The 14,850-nt window shown below is 69.9% G+C and carries 12 protein-coding genes; 1 reads left to right on the forward strand and 11 read right to left on the reverse strand.

The window, feature by feature from the left end; genetic code table 11:
- The first annotated feature begins 147 nt into the window (after positions 1-147).
- Positions 148-672: a hypothetical protein gene (locus tag G4D85_RS12075; protein ID WP_164011305.1), complete on the forward strand. Its 525-nt coding sequence runs from the start codon at positions 148-150 to the stop codon at positions 670-672.
- Between the two features lie 89 nt (positions 673-761).
- On the opposite strand, the gene G4D85_RS12080 is transcribed toward G4D85_RS12075, so the two are convergent.
- The 11 genes from G4D85_RS12080 to G4D85_RS50250 all read right to left on the reverse strand — a co-directional run bounded on the left by G4D85_RS12080 (position 762) and on the right by G4D85_RS50250 (position 14,686).
- Entirely contained in the window at positions 762-1,934 is a 1,173-nt protein-coding gene (locus G4D85_RS12080) for a zinc-dependent alcohol dehydrogenase (protein ID WP_164011307.1), read from the reverse strand.
- 9 nt (positions 1,935-1,943) lie between these two features.
- A complete protein-coding gene (locus G4D85_RS12085) occupies positions 1,944-2,822 on the reverse strand; it encodes an SRPBCC family protein (protein ID WP_164011309.1) in 879 nt (292 codons plus the stop codon).
- Positions 2,823-3,173: 351 nt separating this feature from the next.
- Positions 3,174-4,175: a trypsin-like serine peptidase gene (locus G4D85_RS12090; protein WP_164011311.1), complete on the reverse strand. Its 1,002-nt coding sequence runs from the start codon at positions 4,173-4,175 to the stop codon at positions 3,174-3,176.
- 346 nt (positions 4,176-4,521) lie between these two features.
- Positions 4,522-5,913, reverse strand: coding sequence for a hypothetical protein (locus G4D85_RS12095; protein WP_164011313.1), 1,392 nt, complete (start codon positions 5,911-5,913; stop codon positions 4,522-4,524).
- A 24-nt stretch (positions 5,914-5,937) separates the two neighbouring features.
- On the reverse strand, positions 5,938-8,820 hold the full coding sequence (locus G4D85_RS12100) for a TonB-dependent receptor (RefSeq protein ID WP_240359220.1): 2,883 nt from the start codon (positions 8,818-8,820) through the stop codon (positions 5,938-5,940).
- Positions 8,821-9,241: 421 nt separating this feature from the next.
- The gene (locus G4D85_RS12105; RefSeq protein ID WP_164011318.1) at positions 9,242-9,667 is read right to left on the reverse strand and encodes an ExbD/TolR family protein; all 426 of its coding nucleotides are present in this window, start codon (positions 9,665-9,667) and stop codon (positions 9,242-9,244) included.
- Between the two features lie 11 nt (positions 9,668-9,678).
- Positions 9,679-10,086, reverse strand: a complete 408-nt coding sequence (locus G4D85_RS12110; RefSeq protein ID WP_164011320.1) for an ExbD/TolR family protein — start codon at positions 10,084-10,086, stop codon at positions 9,679-9,681.
- A complete protein-coding gene (locus tag G4D85_RS12115) occupies positions 10,070-10,822 on the reverse strand; it encodes a MotA/TolQ/ExbB proton channel family protein (protein WP_164011322.1) in 753 nt (250 codons plus the stop codon). Before G4D85_RS12115 ends, G4D85_RS12110 begins: the two co-directional genes overlap by 17 nt.
- 33 nt (positions 10,823-10,855) lie before the next feature.
- Positions 10,856-11,629 (reverse strand): TonB family protein, encoded by a 774-nt coding sequence (locus G4D85_RS12120; RefSeq protein ID WP_164011324.1) that lies wholly within the window; start codon positions 11,627-11,629, stop codon positions 10,856-10,858.
- Positions 11,630-11,848: 219 nt separating this feature from the next.
- A complete protein-coding gene (locus G4D85_RS12125; protein ID WP_164011326.1) occupies positions 11,849-13,108 on the reverse strand; it encodes a glycosyltransferase family 87 protein in 1,260 nt (419 codons plus the stop codon).
- 186 nt (positions 13,109-13,294) lie between these two features.
- Positions 13,295-14,686: a dihydrolipoyl dehydrogenase family protein gene (locus G4D85_RS50250; protein ID WP_164011328.1), complete on the reverse strand. Its 1,392-nt coding sequence runs from the start codon at positions 14,684-14,686 to the stop codon at positions 13,295-13,297.
- Between the last annotated feature and the right edge of the window lie 164 nt (positions 14,687-14,850).

Here is a 14,850-nt window from a genome sequence, read left to right on the forward strand (position 1 = left end):
CCACTGAACAAAAGGGTGGTGGGAGGGTTTCGGTTGCAAACGTGTAAGGGGCCGAGTTTCCGGCCCGGCAGCGTACCCTCTTGATCTGACACTGAACCTATGTGCAGATGGGTGGACCTTCCCCGCACGGAGCCAGGAGGCCCGCCCATGTTCGATTCGAACGAGAACGACCCTATTTCCCCGGCGCTGCGCGCGCTGCTCGAGCTGTTCGCCACGGAGCTGTCGGAGGTGCGCTTCCCGGACGTGGACGCCGAGGTGCTGGACGACGCGTCAGCGGTGGTGCGCGAGAAGGCGATGGCGGTGGCGCGGGCGCAGGCGGCGCTGGATGCGGCGCGCCTGGCGCTGCATGAGAGTCAGGACGTGCTCCTGCAGAAGGGCCAGCGGGCGCTGGCGTACGCGCGGGTGTTCTCCGAGGAGAACGCGGAGCTGAGCGCGAAGCTGGAGGGCATCAACCTGCCGCGCTCGACGCGCAAGGGCGTGCGCACGGAAGGCGCGGCGGCCGAGCCGGTGTCGGCGGCTCCGGGCAATGACGAGAATGCGCCGCGCCGCCGGGGCCGTCCGCCGAAGGTGCGTCCCGCCACGGGCGCGTCGCTCTTCGCGGACGGGGCCTCGCCCGAGGCGCTCGCCGCCCACGCGCACGAGACGGGCAACGGCGTGCTGCCCACGGCCTGAGCCGGCGACCTACGGTGAAGCGCCCTACGGCCCGGTACCTCGTGGAGGTGCCGGGCCGTCGTGTTCTGGCGGTGTCCGGGAGCGCGCCGTCAGTTGGGCAGGAACACCGCCCGCACGCACCCATCCTGCTTCTTCTTGAACAGCTCGTACCCGCGCGGCGCGTCCTCCAGCGGGAGCCGGTGCGTCGCGAGGAACGACGGGTCCAGCTCACCCTTCGTCACGTGCTCCAGCAGGCGCGGCAGGTACTTCTGCCCGTGCTGCTGCGCGGTACGGACCGTGAGCCCCTTGTTCAGGATGACGCCGATGGGGAACTTATCCATCACCCCGTAGACGCCCAGAATCGACAGCGTCCCACCCTTGCGGCACGCGAGGATGGCCTGCCTCAGCGCGTCGCCTCGGTCCGAGTGCAGGTGCAGCGCCTGCTTCGCCCGGTCATACGCGTACTCCACGCCCGTGCCGTGCGCCTCCATCCCCACCGCGTCGATGCACGCATCAGGGCCGCGCCCACCCGTCAGCTCCTTCAGCACCTCCAGGACGCTGTCCACCTCCTCGTAGTTGAGGGTCTCCGCGCCCACCTGCTCGCGCGCCATCTTCAGCCGCTCGGGGAAGCGGTCGATGCCAATCACCCGCTGGGCACCCAGCAGGAAGGCGCTCTTCTGCGCCATCAGCCCCACGCCGCCGCAGCCCCACACCGCCACGGTGTCGCCCGGGTGGATGTTGCAGAAGTCCGCGCCCATGTATCCGGTGGGTACCGCGTCGGAGAGGAAGATGACCTGCTCGTCCCGCAGCCCCTCCGGCACCTGGAAGCAGTCCGTGTCCGCGTGCGGCACCCGGACGTACTGCGCATGCGCCCCCGCGTAGCCCCCGAAGGCATGCGTGTACCCGTAGATGCCGGCCGTCGGGTAGCCGAACACCGGCTCCTGCAGCTCCGCCTTCGGGTTGGTGTTGTCGCAGAGCGAGTAGAGGTCGTGCTGGCAGTACCAGCAGCTGCCGCAACAGATGAAGGAGGGCACGACGACGCGGTCCCCCTTCTTCACCTTCTTCACGTCGCGGCCCACGTCGACGACTTCGCCCATGAACTCGTGGCCGATGACGTCGCCCGCGCGCATCGTCGGGATGTACCCGTCGATGAAGTGCAGGTCCGAGCCACACGTCGTGGACATCGTCACCTTCAGGACGACGTCATGCGGGTTGACGATGCCCGGGTCTCCCACTGTCTCCACGCGCAGGTCGTTGATTCCGTTCCAGCAGAGTGCTCGCATCGGAGTTCCTCAATAGGAGTAGCCGCCCTCGCGAGCGGCGGGGTTGGGCCGGGTGGTGGCGATTTCGCCCGTCTCCACGAGGCTCTTGAACCGCCTGAGCGCCGTGTGCGCGAGCGCGGTGGGCACCTGCCCCAGGAGCTTCATCGCCGCGTCACCGAGCGCGCCGCCCGGCGGGCTGAAGCGGAGGCGCAGCGTCACCACCGTGCCCCAGTCCGCGGGAGCGGGGCGGAAGCGCACCTGGCCCTCGTTGGGCAGCTCCGCGCCCGGCATCGACTCCCAGCGCAGGAACTCGCCGGGGTGCTCCTCGACGATGTGCGAGTCCCACTCGAAGCTCCGGCCGAGCGGGCCCCGCACCTTCCAGTGCTGGAGGTCCGGCCCCACGGTGGTGACCTCGGCGAAGTGGCCCATGACCTTCGACAGGTTCTCGGCCACGCGCCAGGCGCGGTACAGCTCGTGACCGGGCTTCTGGATGGTGATGGAGCGCTCCAGCACCGCGCGGCCCGTCCCCGCGCCTGCCTCCACGCTCCTGCGCCTCCCGAGGGTCCGGAGGCTTCGGAATCCCTCGATACCGGGCACCCGGCGAGCCAGCGTGCGCCCGAGCGCGCCCTGATAGATGAGCCCGCCTCCCGCGAGCGCCACCGCCAGGCCTCCGAGCGAGCGACTCTTGAGGCCCAGGCTCAGCAGCGCCCCGCCCAGCATGGCGGAGGCCAGCTGCTTCATGCGGCGTCCGTCGTCCAGGTCATACGTCCGGCGGACCTCCGCCGAAGCGTGCCGTTCCGTTGTCTCGATGTCGTGCCACTCCCATTCAGCGGAGCCGCCGCTGGGGGGCTGGGCTCCTCGCGCGCTCCGCGAGCTGGGAGTCGATGACTCCAGGGGTTTGTCGGCCATGGGGGCTGCCTCCTGATTCCAATGAGCAGGGACGCGGTCGGCGGGTGAGACCGAGCGTCAGCTGCAACCTTGGGGGAGGAGGGCGGGTGCACAACCCCGGCGGCCACCGCTGGAGGGGAGCCACCCCGACGCTGGAGCGGCCGGTGCCAGGGGGAGAGACCTCGCGGCGGCGGGGAGCGTGAAAAGCCGCGGCCCGGCCACGTGCCACCCCCGGAGCCTTCTCCGAGAGTGACACGCAACCAGGCCGTGGGGCCGGGCCGCCGCCTGCGCATGGCGGTGGCCCGGCCAGAGGCTGAAGGAAGACCGTCGGCCAGTCGGGAACTCCGTCCAGCCTGACGCTCTCCCGGAGGCTCAGTCGATGAAGTTGCAGAACACCCGCACGCCCGTGCCCGTGTACGTGAAGGTCGCGGTGGCGTTCGTGTCGCTCCAGGCGCTGAAGCTCAGGGTGGCGCCACTGGCGAAGAAGCCGTCAAGCCACCGCCCGGACTGCCCGTTGGTGGTGCAGTTCACCGTCACCACGTCTCCGACGTTGAGACGCAGGCCACAGCCATTCACCATGTCGTGCCAGTTGCCCCCGCGCGTGCATGACTGGGTGGAGGTGCTCATCGTGATGCGCCCCAGCGAGGTGGTGTTGCCGCCCGTCTCGAAGTGGACGAGCGCGGGGATGACGGTCGAGTTGTCATAGATGTCCACCATCGACGTGCCCGAGTTGGTCCCTCCGGCGCTGGTGCAGCCGCCGTTGGTGTGGACCGCCACCATGTCTCCGTAGGTCGACAGCACGGGGGAGCCGGAGGAGCCACCATCCGTGTCGACGTCAACGTAGTGGAGCGAGCCATTGAGCGCCCGCGACGAGTAGCTGCCCTGGTGATGCTTCTTCATGAGCCCGCGCGGGTGCTGGATGATGCGAAGCAGCTCGCTTCCCGTCGGGAGCCGGTCCCCGAGTCGCAGGCTGCCGAAGGTGTTGCCCGCGTTGCTGGCCAGGCGGACCACCGCGAAGTCGAAGCCGCCGGTGGAGTCCTCGAGTCCCTCGGCAATCTGGACGACCGTGGTCGTGCGCGGAGTGCTGGCCGTGTCGACCTGATAGTCGAACACCACCTCGTAGTTCAGCGCGTCGGCCGTGGACGAGAAGCAGTGGCCAGCCGTCAGGAGGATGTTCTCCGCAATCAGGGAGCCGGTGCACTGGGCCACGCCAGTGACACGGTGGCGGATGAGCGCCACCGCCCGCTGCGAGCGCAGCACGAAGTTGCCCGAGTTGCCGCCCCACGCACTCGCCCAGGGCTCCACGTCGGACCAGTCCTCCGTGGGGCCGCAGATGGAGCCCTGCCTGGCGGTCGCCAGGGGTGCGTCTTGCACCTCCGGCGTCAGGTCTTCTCCACAACCAGCCAGAGCGACGGTAGCACTGCTCAGCAGAACCAAGGCCTTGAGGGACAGATGCCTTTGCATACGCACGGATGGAGCTCCCTGGATGAAGGACGTGGGGTTGGACACGTCGACTCGCCGCCGGCGAGGCGGCGCCAGGAGGTGTAGCGATTCCCATCCATTGCTTTAGTGACGAAGTTGCAAGTTGGTTTGACTGCAAAAAGACCATGGCCCGGCACGTGCCAATCCCGGAGCCCCCTCCGCGAGTGTCACGCAACCGGGCCATGGTGCCGCGTCTTCGTGCAGGACGGAGGCGCGGCTAAATCAGTCAGCGGGTGCTTCAGTCCGCCGGGAAGGCCGTCCAGCCCTCCGTCCAGTCCTCCGCGCCGATGGCGCCGATGAACCGGGCGTTGGCGTCGAAGAAGCCGGAGCTGGGAGGCGCGCCCGCGCGGTCCGCGTTGAGCGCCGGGGAGCCCGCCCTGGGCGAGAAGTCCGGCCGCTCCAGGTCCAGCGCCGCGTTCAGCTGCGGGTCCACGAGCTGGTTCTGGCTGCTCGCGCTCATGAAGAAGGCGCCCTCGTCGAAGTCAGCGTCGTTGTTCACCAGCGCGCCGCTGCTGCTGCGCTGGAACTCGCTGCCCAGCGTGGAGCCCGAGGTGATGTTCGCATTGTCGAAGAAGATGCTGTTCCTGATGAACAGGGGGTTGGTGGTGCTCGTCGTGCGGCCCACCGTGGCGGCGCCGTCCACGTCCGCCGCGCCGTCGGTGAAGTACGCGACGATGAGGTTGTTCATCTTGCCGGCCGTGCCGTTCTTCAGGTGCATGGCGGCCTGCGTCTTGCCCGCCTTGCCCGGCTCCGCGTTGGAGCCGATGAGCGTCACGTTCCACACCTCGGGCGTGGAGACGGGCACGGAGTTGAGCGCGTCGTTCGGGTTGTTGTCGGACTCGAAGGCGAAGTTCCCCACGTCCGGGTTCTGCTGGACGATGAGGAACTGCACCTTGCCGCTGTAGCCGAAGTCCCAGTCCAGGCCGTCGTCGTCCGGCTGGGTGACGACGACGTGCTTCAGGTTGGCGGTGCCGCCGAACATCTCCACGCCGTCATCCGCGCCCTTGTGGACCTGGACGTAGTCAATCTCCGTGGCCGAGCCGCAGCCGCCCGCCGTCAGGCCGTTCAGCTCGTTGCGCTCGGTGAGCTTGAAGCCGGCGAACTCGATGCGGACGTACTTCACCTTGCCGCAGTCATGCGCCGCGTCCTGGCCGCCGTAGGCGATGCCAGCCTGGCTGGCCGGGTAGCCCTCGATGTTGGCCGTCGTCGGGTTGCCGCCGGAGTCCTTGACGTTGATGGGCGCCTTGCCGAGCAGCACCAGCCCGCCCCAGTTGCCGGCGGAGCGGGAGCCCGCGGCCTTGGAGCTGGTGAAGACGATGGGCTTCTCGCGGGTGCCGCTGGCGTTGATTTTCGCGTTGGTGGTGACGGCCAGTGAGCTGCCCTCGTCACCCTTGATGACGGTGCCCGGCTGGATGGTCAGCGTGCCGGACTCCACGAAGATGTGGGTCTTCAGCACGTAGGTGTTCTTCGCCTCCCACGTGGTGTCCCCGGTAATCTTCTGGGAAACCTCGATGGTCTCCCCCGGCTCCGGCTCGGGCTGGACGTTCGGCTTGGGCTCGTCGTCGCCGCAAGCGGTGATGTTCAGGGCTACGAGGCTCCCGAGGAGCAGGCTCTTCCAGGTCGGCTTCATGAAGCTTCTTCCTTTCAGGAGGGACTACAGATTCCAGCCGAGCGAGGCGGAGAAGGCCGCGCCGGGCCGATACTTGAGGACGTCCAGGTCGCCCTGCTTCAGGACGACGAAGCGGTTGAGGAGGTTGGTGCCGGTCAGCTTCAGCTGCATGCCGCGGCCCAGGTTCTGGCTGAAGGCCAGGTCCACGCGGTGGAAGGGCTGCTCGTACACGTCCGGCACTCCCTGGATGCCCACGTCGGAGATGCGCCGGCCGAACACGTTGTAGAGCAGCGACAGCTCGGAGCCGCTCTCCGGACGCGACCAGCCCAGGTTGACGTTGACCACGTAGGGTGACTGGCCCTGCAGGGAGCGCGTCTGGCTCGTCTGCAGGCCGCCTTCCTGCAGCTCGATTTCGGACTGGGTGAGCGTCAGGTTGAAGCCGGTGCGCACGTTGGCGAGCGCGGAGGTGAGGCGGCCCAGCGTGGTGCGGGCCTCCAGCTCCACGCCGTAGCTGGTGGCGCCCCGGGCGTTCTCGAAGCTCACGTCACGCTGGGCGGGTGAGACGATGATGCGTTCAATGGGGTTCTGGAAGCGCTTGTAGAAGACGCTGGCGGCGAGCACCTCGTTCTCGGTGGGGAACCACTCGGCGCGCGCGTCCAGGTTGTGGATGCGCGTCTCCACCAGGTCGGGCTCGCCGGACACGCTGCGGCGCCGGACGAAGTCGTAATAGAGGATGGGGGCCAGCTCGCGGAAGGTGGGCCGGGCCAGCGTGTAGCTGTAGCCGGTGCGCAGGTTCACCGCCGGGGTGAGCGCATAGATGAGGTTGAGCGCCGGCAGCACGTCGCCGTACGTGCGGTCCGTGGTGGAGGACTGCGAGGGGTTGTTGGCGTACGCGCTGCCCGTCTCCAGCTTCTGGACGCTGGCCTCGTAGCGCACGCCGGCGACGATGCGCAGCGGCTCCAGCGTGCTGATGTCCGCGTTGACGTAGCCGGCGTAGATGCCCTGCGTCGCCTCGTAGGAGTCCTCGGCGTTGGTGTTCTCGTCCAGGCCGATGCCGTTGCCGATGTTGTCCGCGGCGAAGATGTCCTCCGGGCCCTGGAAGACGACGCCCAGGTTGCCGCTGGTGTAGCGGAAGCGGAAGCGGCGCATGTCCAGCGAGCGGTCGGACTGCTGGACCATGGCGCCCACGCGCAGCCGCACGGTGGACAGCGGGAAGGTGGCGTTGGCGCTGCCGCCGTAGGATGTCTCGCCCAGGGTGCTGTACCAGCGCAGGCCGCCCGGGTCCTGGCGGAAGCGGTACTCGGACTGCGACGTCAGCTCGTACGTGAGGCTGCGGGTGTCCGGGTCATCGCGCTGGACGTAGGAGAGGTTGGCCTGCCAGTCGAGTTCCATGTCGTTCAGGACGCCGGACAGGCGGTGGAAGCCGCGCACCTGGTTGAAGGTGAGCATGCGCGCCAGGTACTCGGAGGAGGTGTTGCGGAAAGTCTCGTTGGACGCGTCCTGGCCCGTGGTGACGCGGGCGCGGCTCTCGCCGGTGCGGGTGAAGAGCGAGAAGACGGACAGCTCCAGGTCGCGGTGCGGCTGGTAGCCGGCGCTCAGCAGGCCGCCGAGGCTGGCTATCTCCGCGCCCATGACGTTCTCGGAGCTCTCGTCCACCTGCACGCCCTCGCCGTCCGTCTCATCCAGCGTGGTGCCGATGAACTGCGACTGCTGCAGCACCTCGCGGTGGCTGTAGTTGACGGAGGCCAGGTAGCCCAGGCGCTGGTTGTCGAAGCGCAGCGTGTCGCCAACGGAGAGGCCCAGGCCCAGGTTGGGCAGCGCGCGCCGGGTGCCGAGCGTCCAGGTGTTGGGGAAGTCGCGGGCGATGGTGTTCACCTCGTCTCGCGTGAGGCGGTTGAGCGGGCGGTCGGTGGGCACCGAGTCCGGCAGCGCGCGAGCGCCATCGTCGAAGCCGAGCCAGTCCATGCCGCCGCCGGCGTAGGTGTTGCGCGTCTGGAAGGTGGACAGGCTGTCGGCGCTCAGGGTGATGCGCGGCTTGAGCTCGAAGCTGGCGGGGTAGTTGTTCGTCTCGATGAGCAGCGCGCCACCCGCGAAGGTGCCGGGCATGTCGGCGGTGTAGCTCTTGTTGACGTTGAGGTTGGCCAGCAGCGCGGTGGGGAAGATGTCGAGCGGCACCGCCTGCTCGTCCGGCTCCGGGCTGGGGAGGATGGCGCCATTGAGCAGCGTGCTGCTGTAGCGCCCACCCAGTCCGCGGAGGAGGACGTAGCGACCGTCCACCACGGTGGCGCTGACCACGCGCTTCACGGCGTCGGAGGCGCTGGAGTCCGGCGTGCGGGCAATCTCCTGCGCGCTGATGGAGTCCGACACGGCGGCGGCCTTCTTGCGCTCCTGGAGGAGGGCGCCCTCGGCGCGGCGGTCGGCGCGGGCCTCGACGACGACTTCCTGCACGGCGCCCACGTCGGCGCTGAGCGCGACATCCAGCTTCGTGGACTTGCCCTGCGTCACCACCACGCCGGTGATGCGGCGGCCCTGGTACACGTCATAGAAGACGCGCAGGTCGTACTTCCCGGGCGGCAGCGCCAGGCGGTAGTTGCCGTCCAGGTCGGTGAGGGACTGCTTCTGCGCGCCGGTCACCACCTTCACGGTGGCCTCGATGAGGCCCTCGCCGTTGGTCTCGTCGATGACCCGGCCGTGGATGCCGGTGAAGCCGGCGGGCGGCTCGGCGGACTCCGCGAGCAGCTCGTCACCCTCGGCGGCCGGGAGCTCGGACGGAGCGGCCTCGATGGCACCGTCGGTGGTGGCCGTGGGCTGCTGGGCGGTGGCGCCATCGGTGGCAGGCGCGGGCTGCTGGGCGGTCGCGGCGGGAGCGCCGGAAGGAACCGTCGTTCCGGCCTGGGACGGCGCGGTGGAGGCGGAAGGAACGTTCATTCCGCTCTCGGGCCTGACGGCCGGGGCGCTGGAAGGACCGTTCGTTCCACCCTCGGGCCTGACGGCGGGGGCGCTGGAAGGAACGTTCGTTCCGCCCTCGATGCCACCCGAGGCGGGCGTACCGGAAGCCCGGGTATCCGGGACATCAGTGGGCTGAGCCGTGGAAGGGGACGTCACGGACGGAGCCGCGGGGCCGGGAGCCGCGGGGGCGGAGCCATCCGTCTGTGCGAGCGCGGATGCGGCGAGAAGTGCGAGCGCTGCCACGAGGGCGCGCGAAGGGACGGTGCGAGACAACACGAATCTCCTTGCCGGCGGTCGGCGCGCATAAACAACGCGACACGCATGGCAGCTGAATGGATGGCTTGTGACGATTCAGACGGCGGACCGAAAACTCGGAGTCACGGTCCGCCGCGTGGCTGCTTCAGTCCGCGAGCTTTTCCGGCAGCACGCCCACGGTGATGTCCCCGCCCCGGGCGAGGTCCAGCACGTCCATGGCGGCGCCGTACGGCACGTCATCGCTGGCGTCGAAGAACACAATCTTGTCCGGGCGCGCGTTGAGCATGCGCTGGAGGCGGGCCACCACCTGCTCGCGTGGCACTTCCTCCCGGTTGATGCGCAGCACGCCGGCCCTGTCCACCGTGAGCACCACCGGCGGCAGTGCGTCGGGCGGAGGCGGCGGTGGGTCCTGCTTGTCGCTCTTCGCGGGCACGTTCATCCACATCTGCTTGGTGAGCAGCGGGGTGACGACCATGAAGATGATGAGCAGGACGAGCACCACGTCCACCAGCGGCGTCACGTTCATGGTCGGGCGAAGTCCGCCCTTTCCGCCTCCGACATCGAATGCCATGGCGTGCGCTCCTAGTTCTTCTGCCTGTCGACGACCTGCAGGTTGATGCCGGGGAAGCCGATGTCCTGCATGGCCTTGAAGACGCCGCGCACCTCGGAGTAGCGCACGCCGCGGTCGGCCTTCAGCACGACGGGAGCCTCCGGGTCCTTTTGATGCACGGCCTTCAGCTCGGTGAGGAGCGCGTCGCGCTTCAGCTCCTTGCGGTCGAGGAAGAAGGCGCCGTTGGAGGCCAGGCTCACCGTGAAGGGCTTGAGCTCCTTGTTCTCCTTGTCCGGGTTGGTGGCCGTGGGCAGCTCCACGGAGGCGCCGGCTTCAATCTGGGGCGTGACGACCATGAAGATGATGAGGAGGACGAGCACCACGTCCACCAGCGGCGTCACGTTCATCTCCGGAACGATGGCCCTACGCGGGGTGGACATCGCGAGACTCCTTGCGGGCCGCCAGCTCCGGACCGGTGGCCACCGCGGCGCCATTCGTCGCGGCGGGCTTCTGCGGGCCCAGGTCCTCCAGGTAGTCCATGAACTCGCTCCGGGCGGAGTCGAGGGAGAGCTGGAGCGCGTCCGCGCGGGTGGACAGGAAGTTGAACATCAGCACCGCGGGGATGGCGACGAGCAGGCCGAGCGCGGTGACGACGAGCGCCTCGGCGATGCCGGCGGACACCGCGCCCAGGCCGCCGGAGCCCTCCTTGGCGATGCCGGCGAAGGCCTCGATGATGCCGACCACGGTGCCGAGCAGACCGACGAACGGGGCCACCGAGCCCACGGTGGCGAGCACCGACATGCCCCGGCGCACGTCGGCGCTGACGCGGTCATTGATGCGGACCAGCTCGCGGCGGGTGAGCTCGACGGGGCCGAGCTTGCCGGCGGGGAGGCGGCACTTCGCGAGGAAGGTCTTCATTCCGCCGCCGAGCAGGACGGCCAGGTGGCTGCCCTTGGTGGCCTCGGCCTCCTTCACGAGGGCCTCATGCTGGTGCTGCGCGAGGAACGGGCCGGCCCGGCCGGCGAAGCGCTTGGAGACGGCGCGGGAGCGGGAGAAGACGAAGAGGCGCTCGAAGAACACCGCGAGGGACGCGACTGCGAAGAGGATGAGCGTCCAGGCGATACCCAGGGCGAACACGCCCATGTGGTTGTAGATGTCCCTGAGATTGAAGTTCATGACGGAGTGCTCCTGGGGGCAGGGCGGTGAGGCCTACGACTTGAGGCGGAAGGGGACCTTGAAGATGCGGTAGACGGCGGTGGGCTGGCCAGACACGACGGCGGGCCGGAAGCGCCACGCCTTCACCGCGGCGAGGGCGGCGCTGGCGAACGGCTCGTCACCGCGCATGACCTTGAGCTGGGTGACGCGGCCGTCGACTTCGACCACGCCCTTGAGGATGACGAGGCCTTCCTGGCCCTTGGAGCGGGCCTCGGAGGGGTACTCGGGGATGAGGTTGGACTCGAGCGGCTCCGGAGGCGTGGCGGACTCCGGGAGGTTGATGGGGGCCACGCGGCCACCCCCGCCCGCGAGTCCCTGGCCGATGCCAGTGCCACCCACGATGCCTCCGGGAACGAGTGCGCCGGTGCCGCCCACGGCGATGGGCGCGGCGGCGACAGTCTCCCGCTCGGCCTCGGGAGGCTTCGTCAGCGGCACGGCGTCTGGGGCGACGAGCGGCGCGGGCGCCACGGTGGGCGCGGCGGGCGGCGGTGCCTTGGCGATGGGAGCCGGCTTGGGGGCCAGCTTCGGCTTGGGAGCGGGTGGAGGCGGAGGCGGAGGCGGGGGTGGCTTCACCTCGACGACGGGAGGCGGGGGCGGACGGAAGACCACGTCCACGCCCTTCTTCTCCTCGATGACCTCGCGCACCTTGCTGGCCGCGGACACGACGGCGACGCCGATCAGCACGAAGACGCCGATGGACGCCGTGGTGGAGAGCGCGAACCGCCGGGCCGAGGCAACGTCAGTGGCGCTTTCGAACGTTTCGAACATGGCTGGACCGCATATAGCGACGCCATGTTTCAGGCAGGTCCGGGAGCCGTGACACTTCGCTACCAACACCATGGCGGAAGTGTCACGACGCTCGGCTGGCTGCTTGCGCGTGAGCTGCGTGTGACCGCGCCATCACGCGAAAGCCAGGAATGTCACGGAACCCGTACGCGTGTCGGCCGTGCCGGGTGTGACAGGGCCTTCAGGTGGATGACGAAAGCGTCACGGCACGCGCATGCCGAGCAACGTGCGGGGCAGCCGTGACAGCTCGCCCGCTGTCGTCACGGCGCGGGGCGCACCTGCCCGGCGCACCTGCCACAGCAGCGCGATGAGCAGCACGGAGTAGATGACGGCGAACGGGCGCCACAGGAGGACGTCGTGTGACAGCGCGGGCCCGAAGACCGAGTCGGAGACGAGGACGCCGGTGAGGGCGACGAGCGCCACGAGCGCGAGGTTGGGCTTGTAGCGGCTCTCGGCGGCGGCGCGCATCAAGGGCCAGGCGAGGACGTAGTTGGCGCGCCATGCGAGCGGGGACAGGAGCGTCACGCCCAGGCAGCACATGGCCAGCAGGTCCGCGGGACCGGGCCGCGCCCACACGACGGCCGCGAGGAAGAGCGCGATGGCGAGCCCCTGCGCGAGCGTCATGCTCCCCGGAGGAGGGATGGACTCCGCGGGCAGCACGAGCGACAGCAGCAGCGTGGGCAGCCCCTGCGGGTTGGCGCCGAGCGCCCAGGGCGGCGTGGTGCGCGCGAGCGTCTCGCTCCACAGCTGGAGCTGCGTGAGGCTGCCCTCCCAGCCATAGCGGGCGAGGGTGGGGAGCGCGAGCAGGACGCCGATGGCGGCGGTGGCGCCGATGACGCGCCAGTGGCGGCGCCAGAGGAAGAAGAGGCCGACGAGCGCGGCGGGCGGCTTGAGGAGGAAGGCGACGGCGAAGGCGGTGGCGGGACGCCAGACCTGGCCACGCTCGGCGCCGAGGGTGGAGAGGACGATGAGCAGGAGGAGGACGGCGTCGACCTGCCCGTAGAACAGCTCGAAGGTGAAGGCGGGGAGGAGGGCGAGGGTGGCGAGGCCGGGGCCCCAGGCCCAGGGCGTGGACTCGGAGGGGCCCGGCGCGGCGCGACGGGTGAGGCGGGCCACGGCGGCGAGCGCGAGGATGGAGCCCAGGTTCCACAGGGCGACGGCGACGCGCGCGGGGAAGAAGGTGAAGGGGATGAAGAGGGGCGCGGTGACGGGCGCGTACTTGAACGGCATGGTGCCGTCGGACACGCGGTACAGGTCGGTGCCCTCGAGGAAGCGCTCGGCGGCGGTGAGGTAGACGCGGAAGTCCACGCCGCGCCGGGGATGCTGACCCACGGCCACCGCGGCGACGAGGAGCACGGCGAGCACGAGCCACCAGAACCAGCGGGCCCACGTGTCGGAGCGGCTCTCACGGGCCTCCGGCGCGGTGTTCACGGCGGTGGGAGACTGGGGCGCGGAGCTCATGGCAGCGGGCTCCCGCGCGTGAGCTGGGCGTCACTCTGGAAGAGGGCGGAGGCGCCGACGTGGCGCGAGTGACCCGGAGCAGCGGTGTTCATCAAGGAGGCAGGGGAGGCGAGGGGGCCGGCACCATTTCATGCTGGCCGCCGCACGGCAACGGAGGCGCGCACCCGCGGCTTCCCGGCGGCGTCGCTACAGCCCGTACGCCTCCAGCAGCCGCAGCCACACCTCGCTCATGGTGGGGAACGACGGCACCGCATGCCAGAGCGTGTCGAGTGACACCTCTCCGGCCACGGCAATCGTCGCCGCGTGCAGCATCTCCCCCACCCCTGGCCCGGTGAAGGTGGCGCCGACGATGACCCGGCGCTTCTCGTCCACCACCAGCTGCGCCGTGCCTTTCAGCCCCTGGCCCAGCAGGCTGGTGCCGGACACGTTCTGCATCTCATACCGCACCGTGCGCACCGGCAGCTTCGCCTCGCGCGCCTGGGACTCGGTGAGGCCCACGCTCGCCACCTGGGGGTGCGTGAAGATGACCTGCGGCGTCGCCTTCGCGTCCGCCCACGCGTGCGCCTGCTTCCCCGCGATGACGTCTCCCACCAGCCGCCCCTGGTACTTGCCCATGTGCGTGAGGAGGTTCCGGCCATTCACGTCGCCGCACGCGTAGAGCCAACCGCCCTCCACGCCCTTCGCCCGGAGCTGGTCGTCCACCTCGACGGACTTCCCGGCCGACAGGCCCACCGACTCCAGCCCCAGCCCCTCCGTGCGCGCCACGCGGCCCATGCCTACCAGCAGCGCGTCCGCGCGGACCTCCTCGCCATTCGTGAGCGTCACCGTCACCTCGCCCTGTCCCCCGGCGCGCTTCACCCGCGCGGCCGTCGTGCCGAGCAACACCCGCACGCCCTCCTCGCGCAGCGCCTCCGCCACCTGCTCACCGACGAAGGGCTCGAAGCGCGACAGCAGGCTCTTGCCTCGCTGGGCCAGCGTCACCTCCGAGCCCAGGGCGCGCCACGCCTGGGCCAGCTCCACCGCCACCACGCCGCCGCCGAGCACCACCAGCCGCTTCGGCACCTCCTTTGCTCCGGTGCCCCCGCGGTTGTCCCAGGGGTTCGCCTCCTTCAGCCCCGGGATGTCCGGCAGGCGCGGCTTGCTGCCGGTGGCCAGCACCACGGCGCGCCGGGCCTCCAGCTCGCGCACGGTGCCGTCCTTGCCCTCCACGCGCACCTTGCGCGGGCCGGTGAGCTTCCCGCTGCCGCGCACCACCGTCAGCTTCGCGCTCTCCGCCCACTTCACCTGCGAGTCGTCGCGGTAGTTGCTGACCATGTAGTCGCGGTGCGCCAGCACCGCGCTCGCCACCAGCGGGCCCTTGATGGCCTCGCGTGCGCCGGGCGCGTGCTTCGCCAGCCACAGCGCCTCGGCGGGACGCAGCAGCGCCTTGCTGGGGATGCAGGCCCAGTAGGAGCACTCGCCGCCGATGAGCTCCTGCTCCACCAGCGCCACAGACAATCCGGCCGCCGCGGCGCGCGCCCCGGCGTTCTCCCCCGCGGGCCCCGCGCCAATCACCACCACATCGAAGGCTTCCGCCATATGCATGCACCCCGTGGGGTGTGGCGTAGGCCGCGACGCGGGAAGGTCCAATCCAACAAGGGGCTCACGTCGGCTGGTGGAAAGTACGGGTGGTAGCCAGATGACACCTGCGCCCGCGTGGCGTCCCGCACCAGGCGGCGTCCGGCCCCGATTCCGGTGCCCGC

This window comes from Pyxidicoccus trucidator (assembly GCF_010894435.1).
GTDB lineage: Bacteria > Myxococcota > Myxococcia > Myxococcales > Myxococcaceae > Myxococcus > Myxococcus trucidator.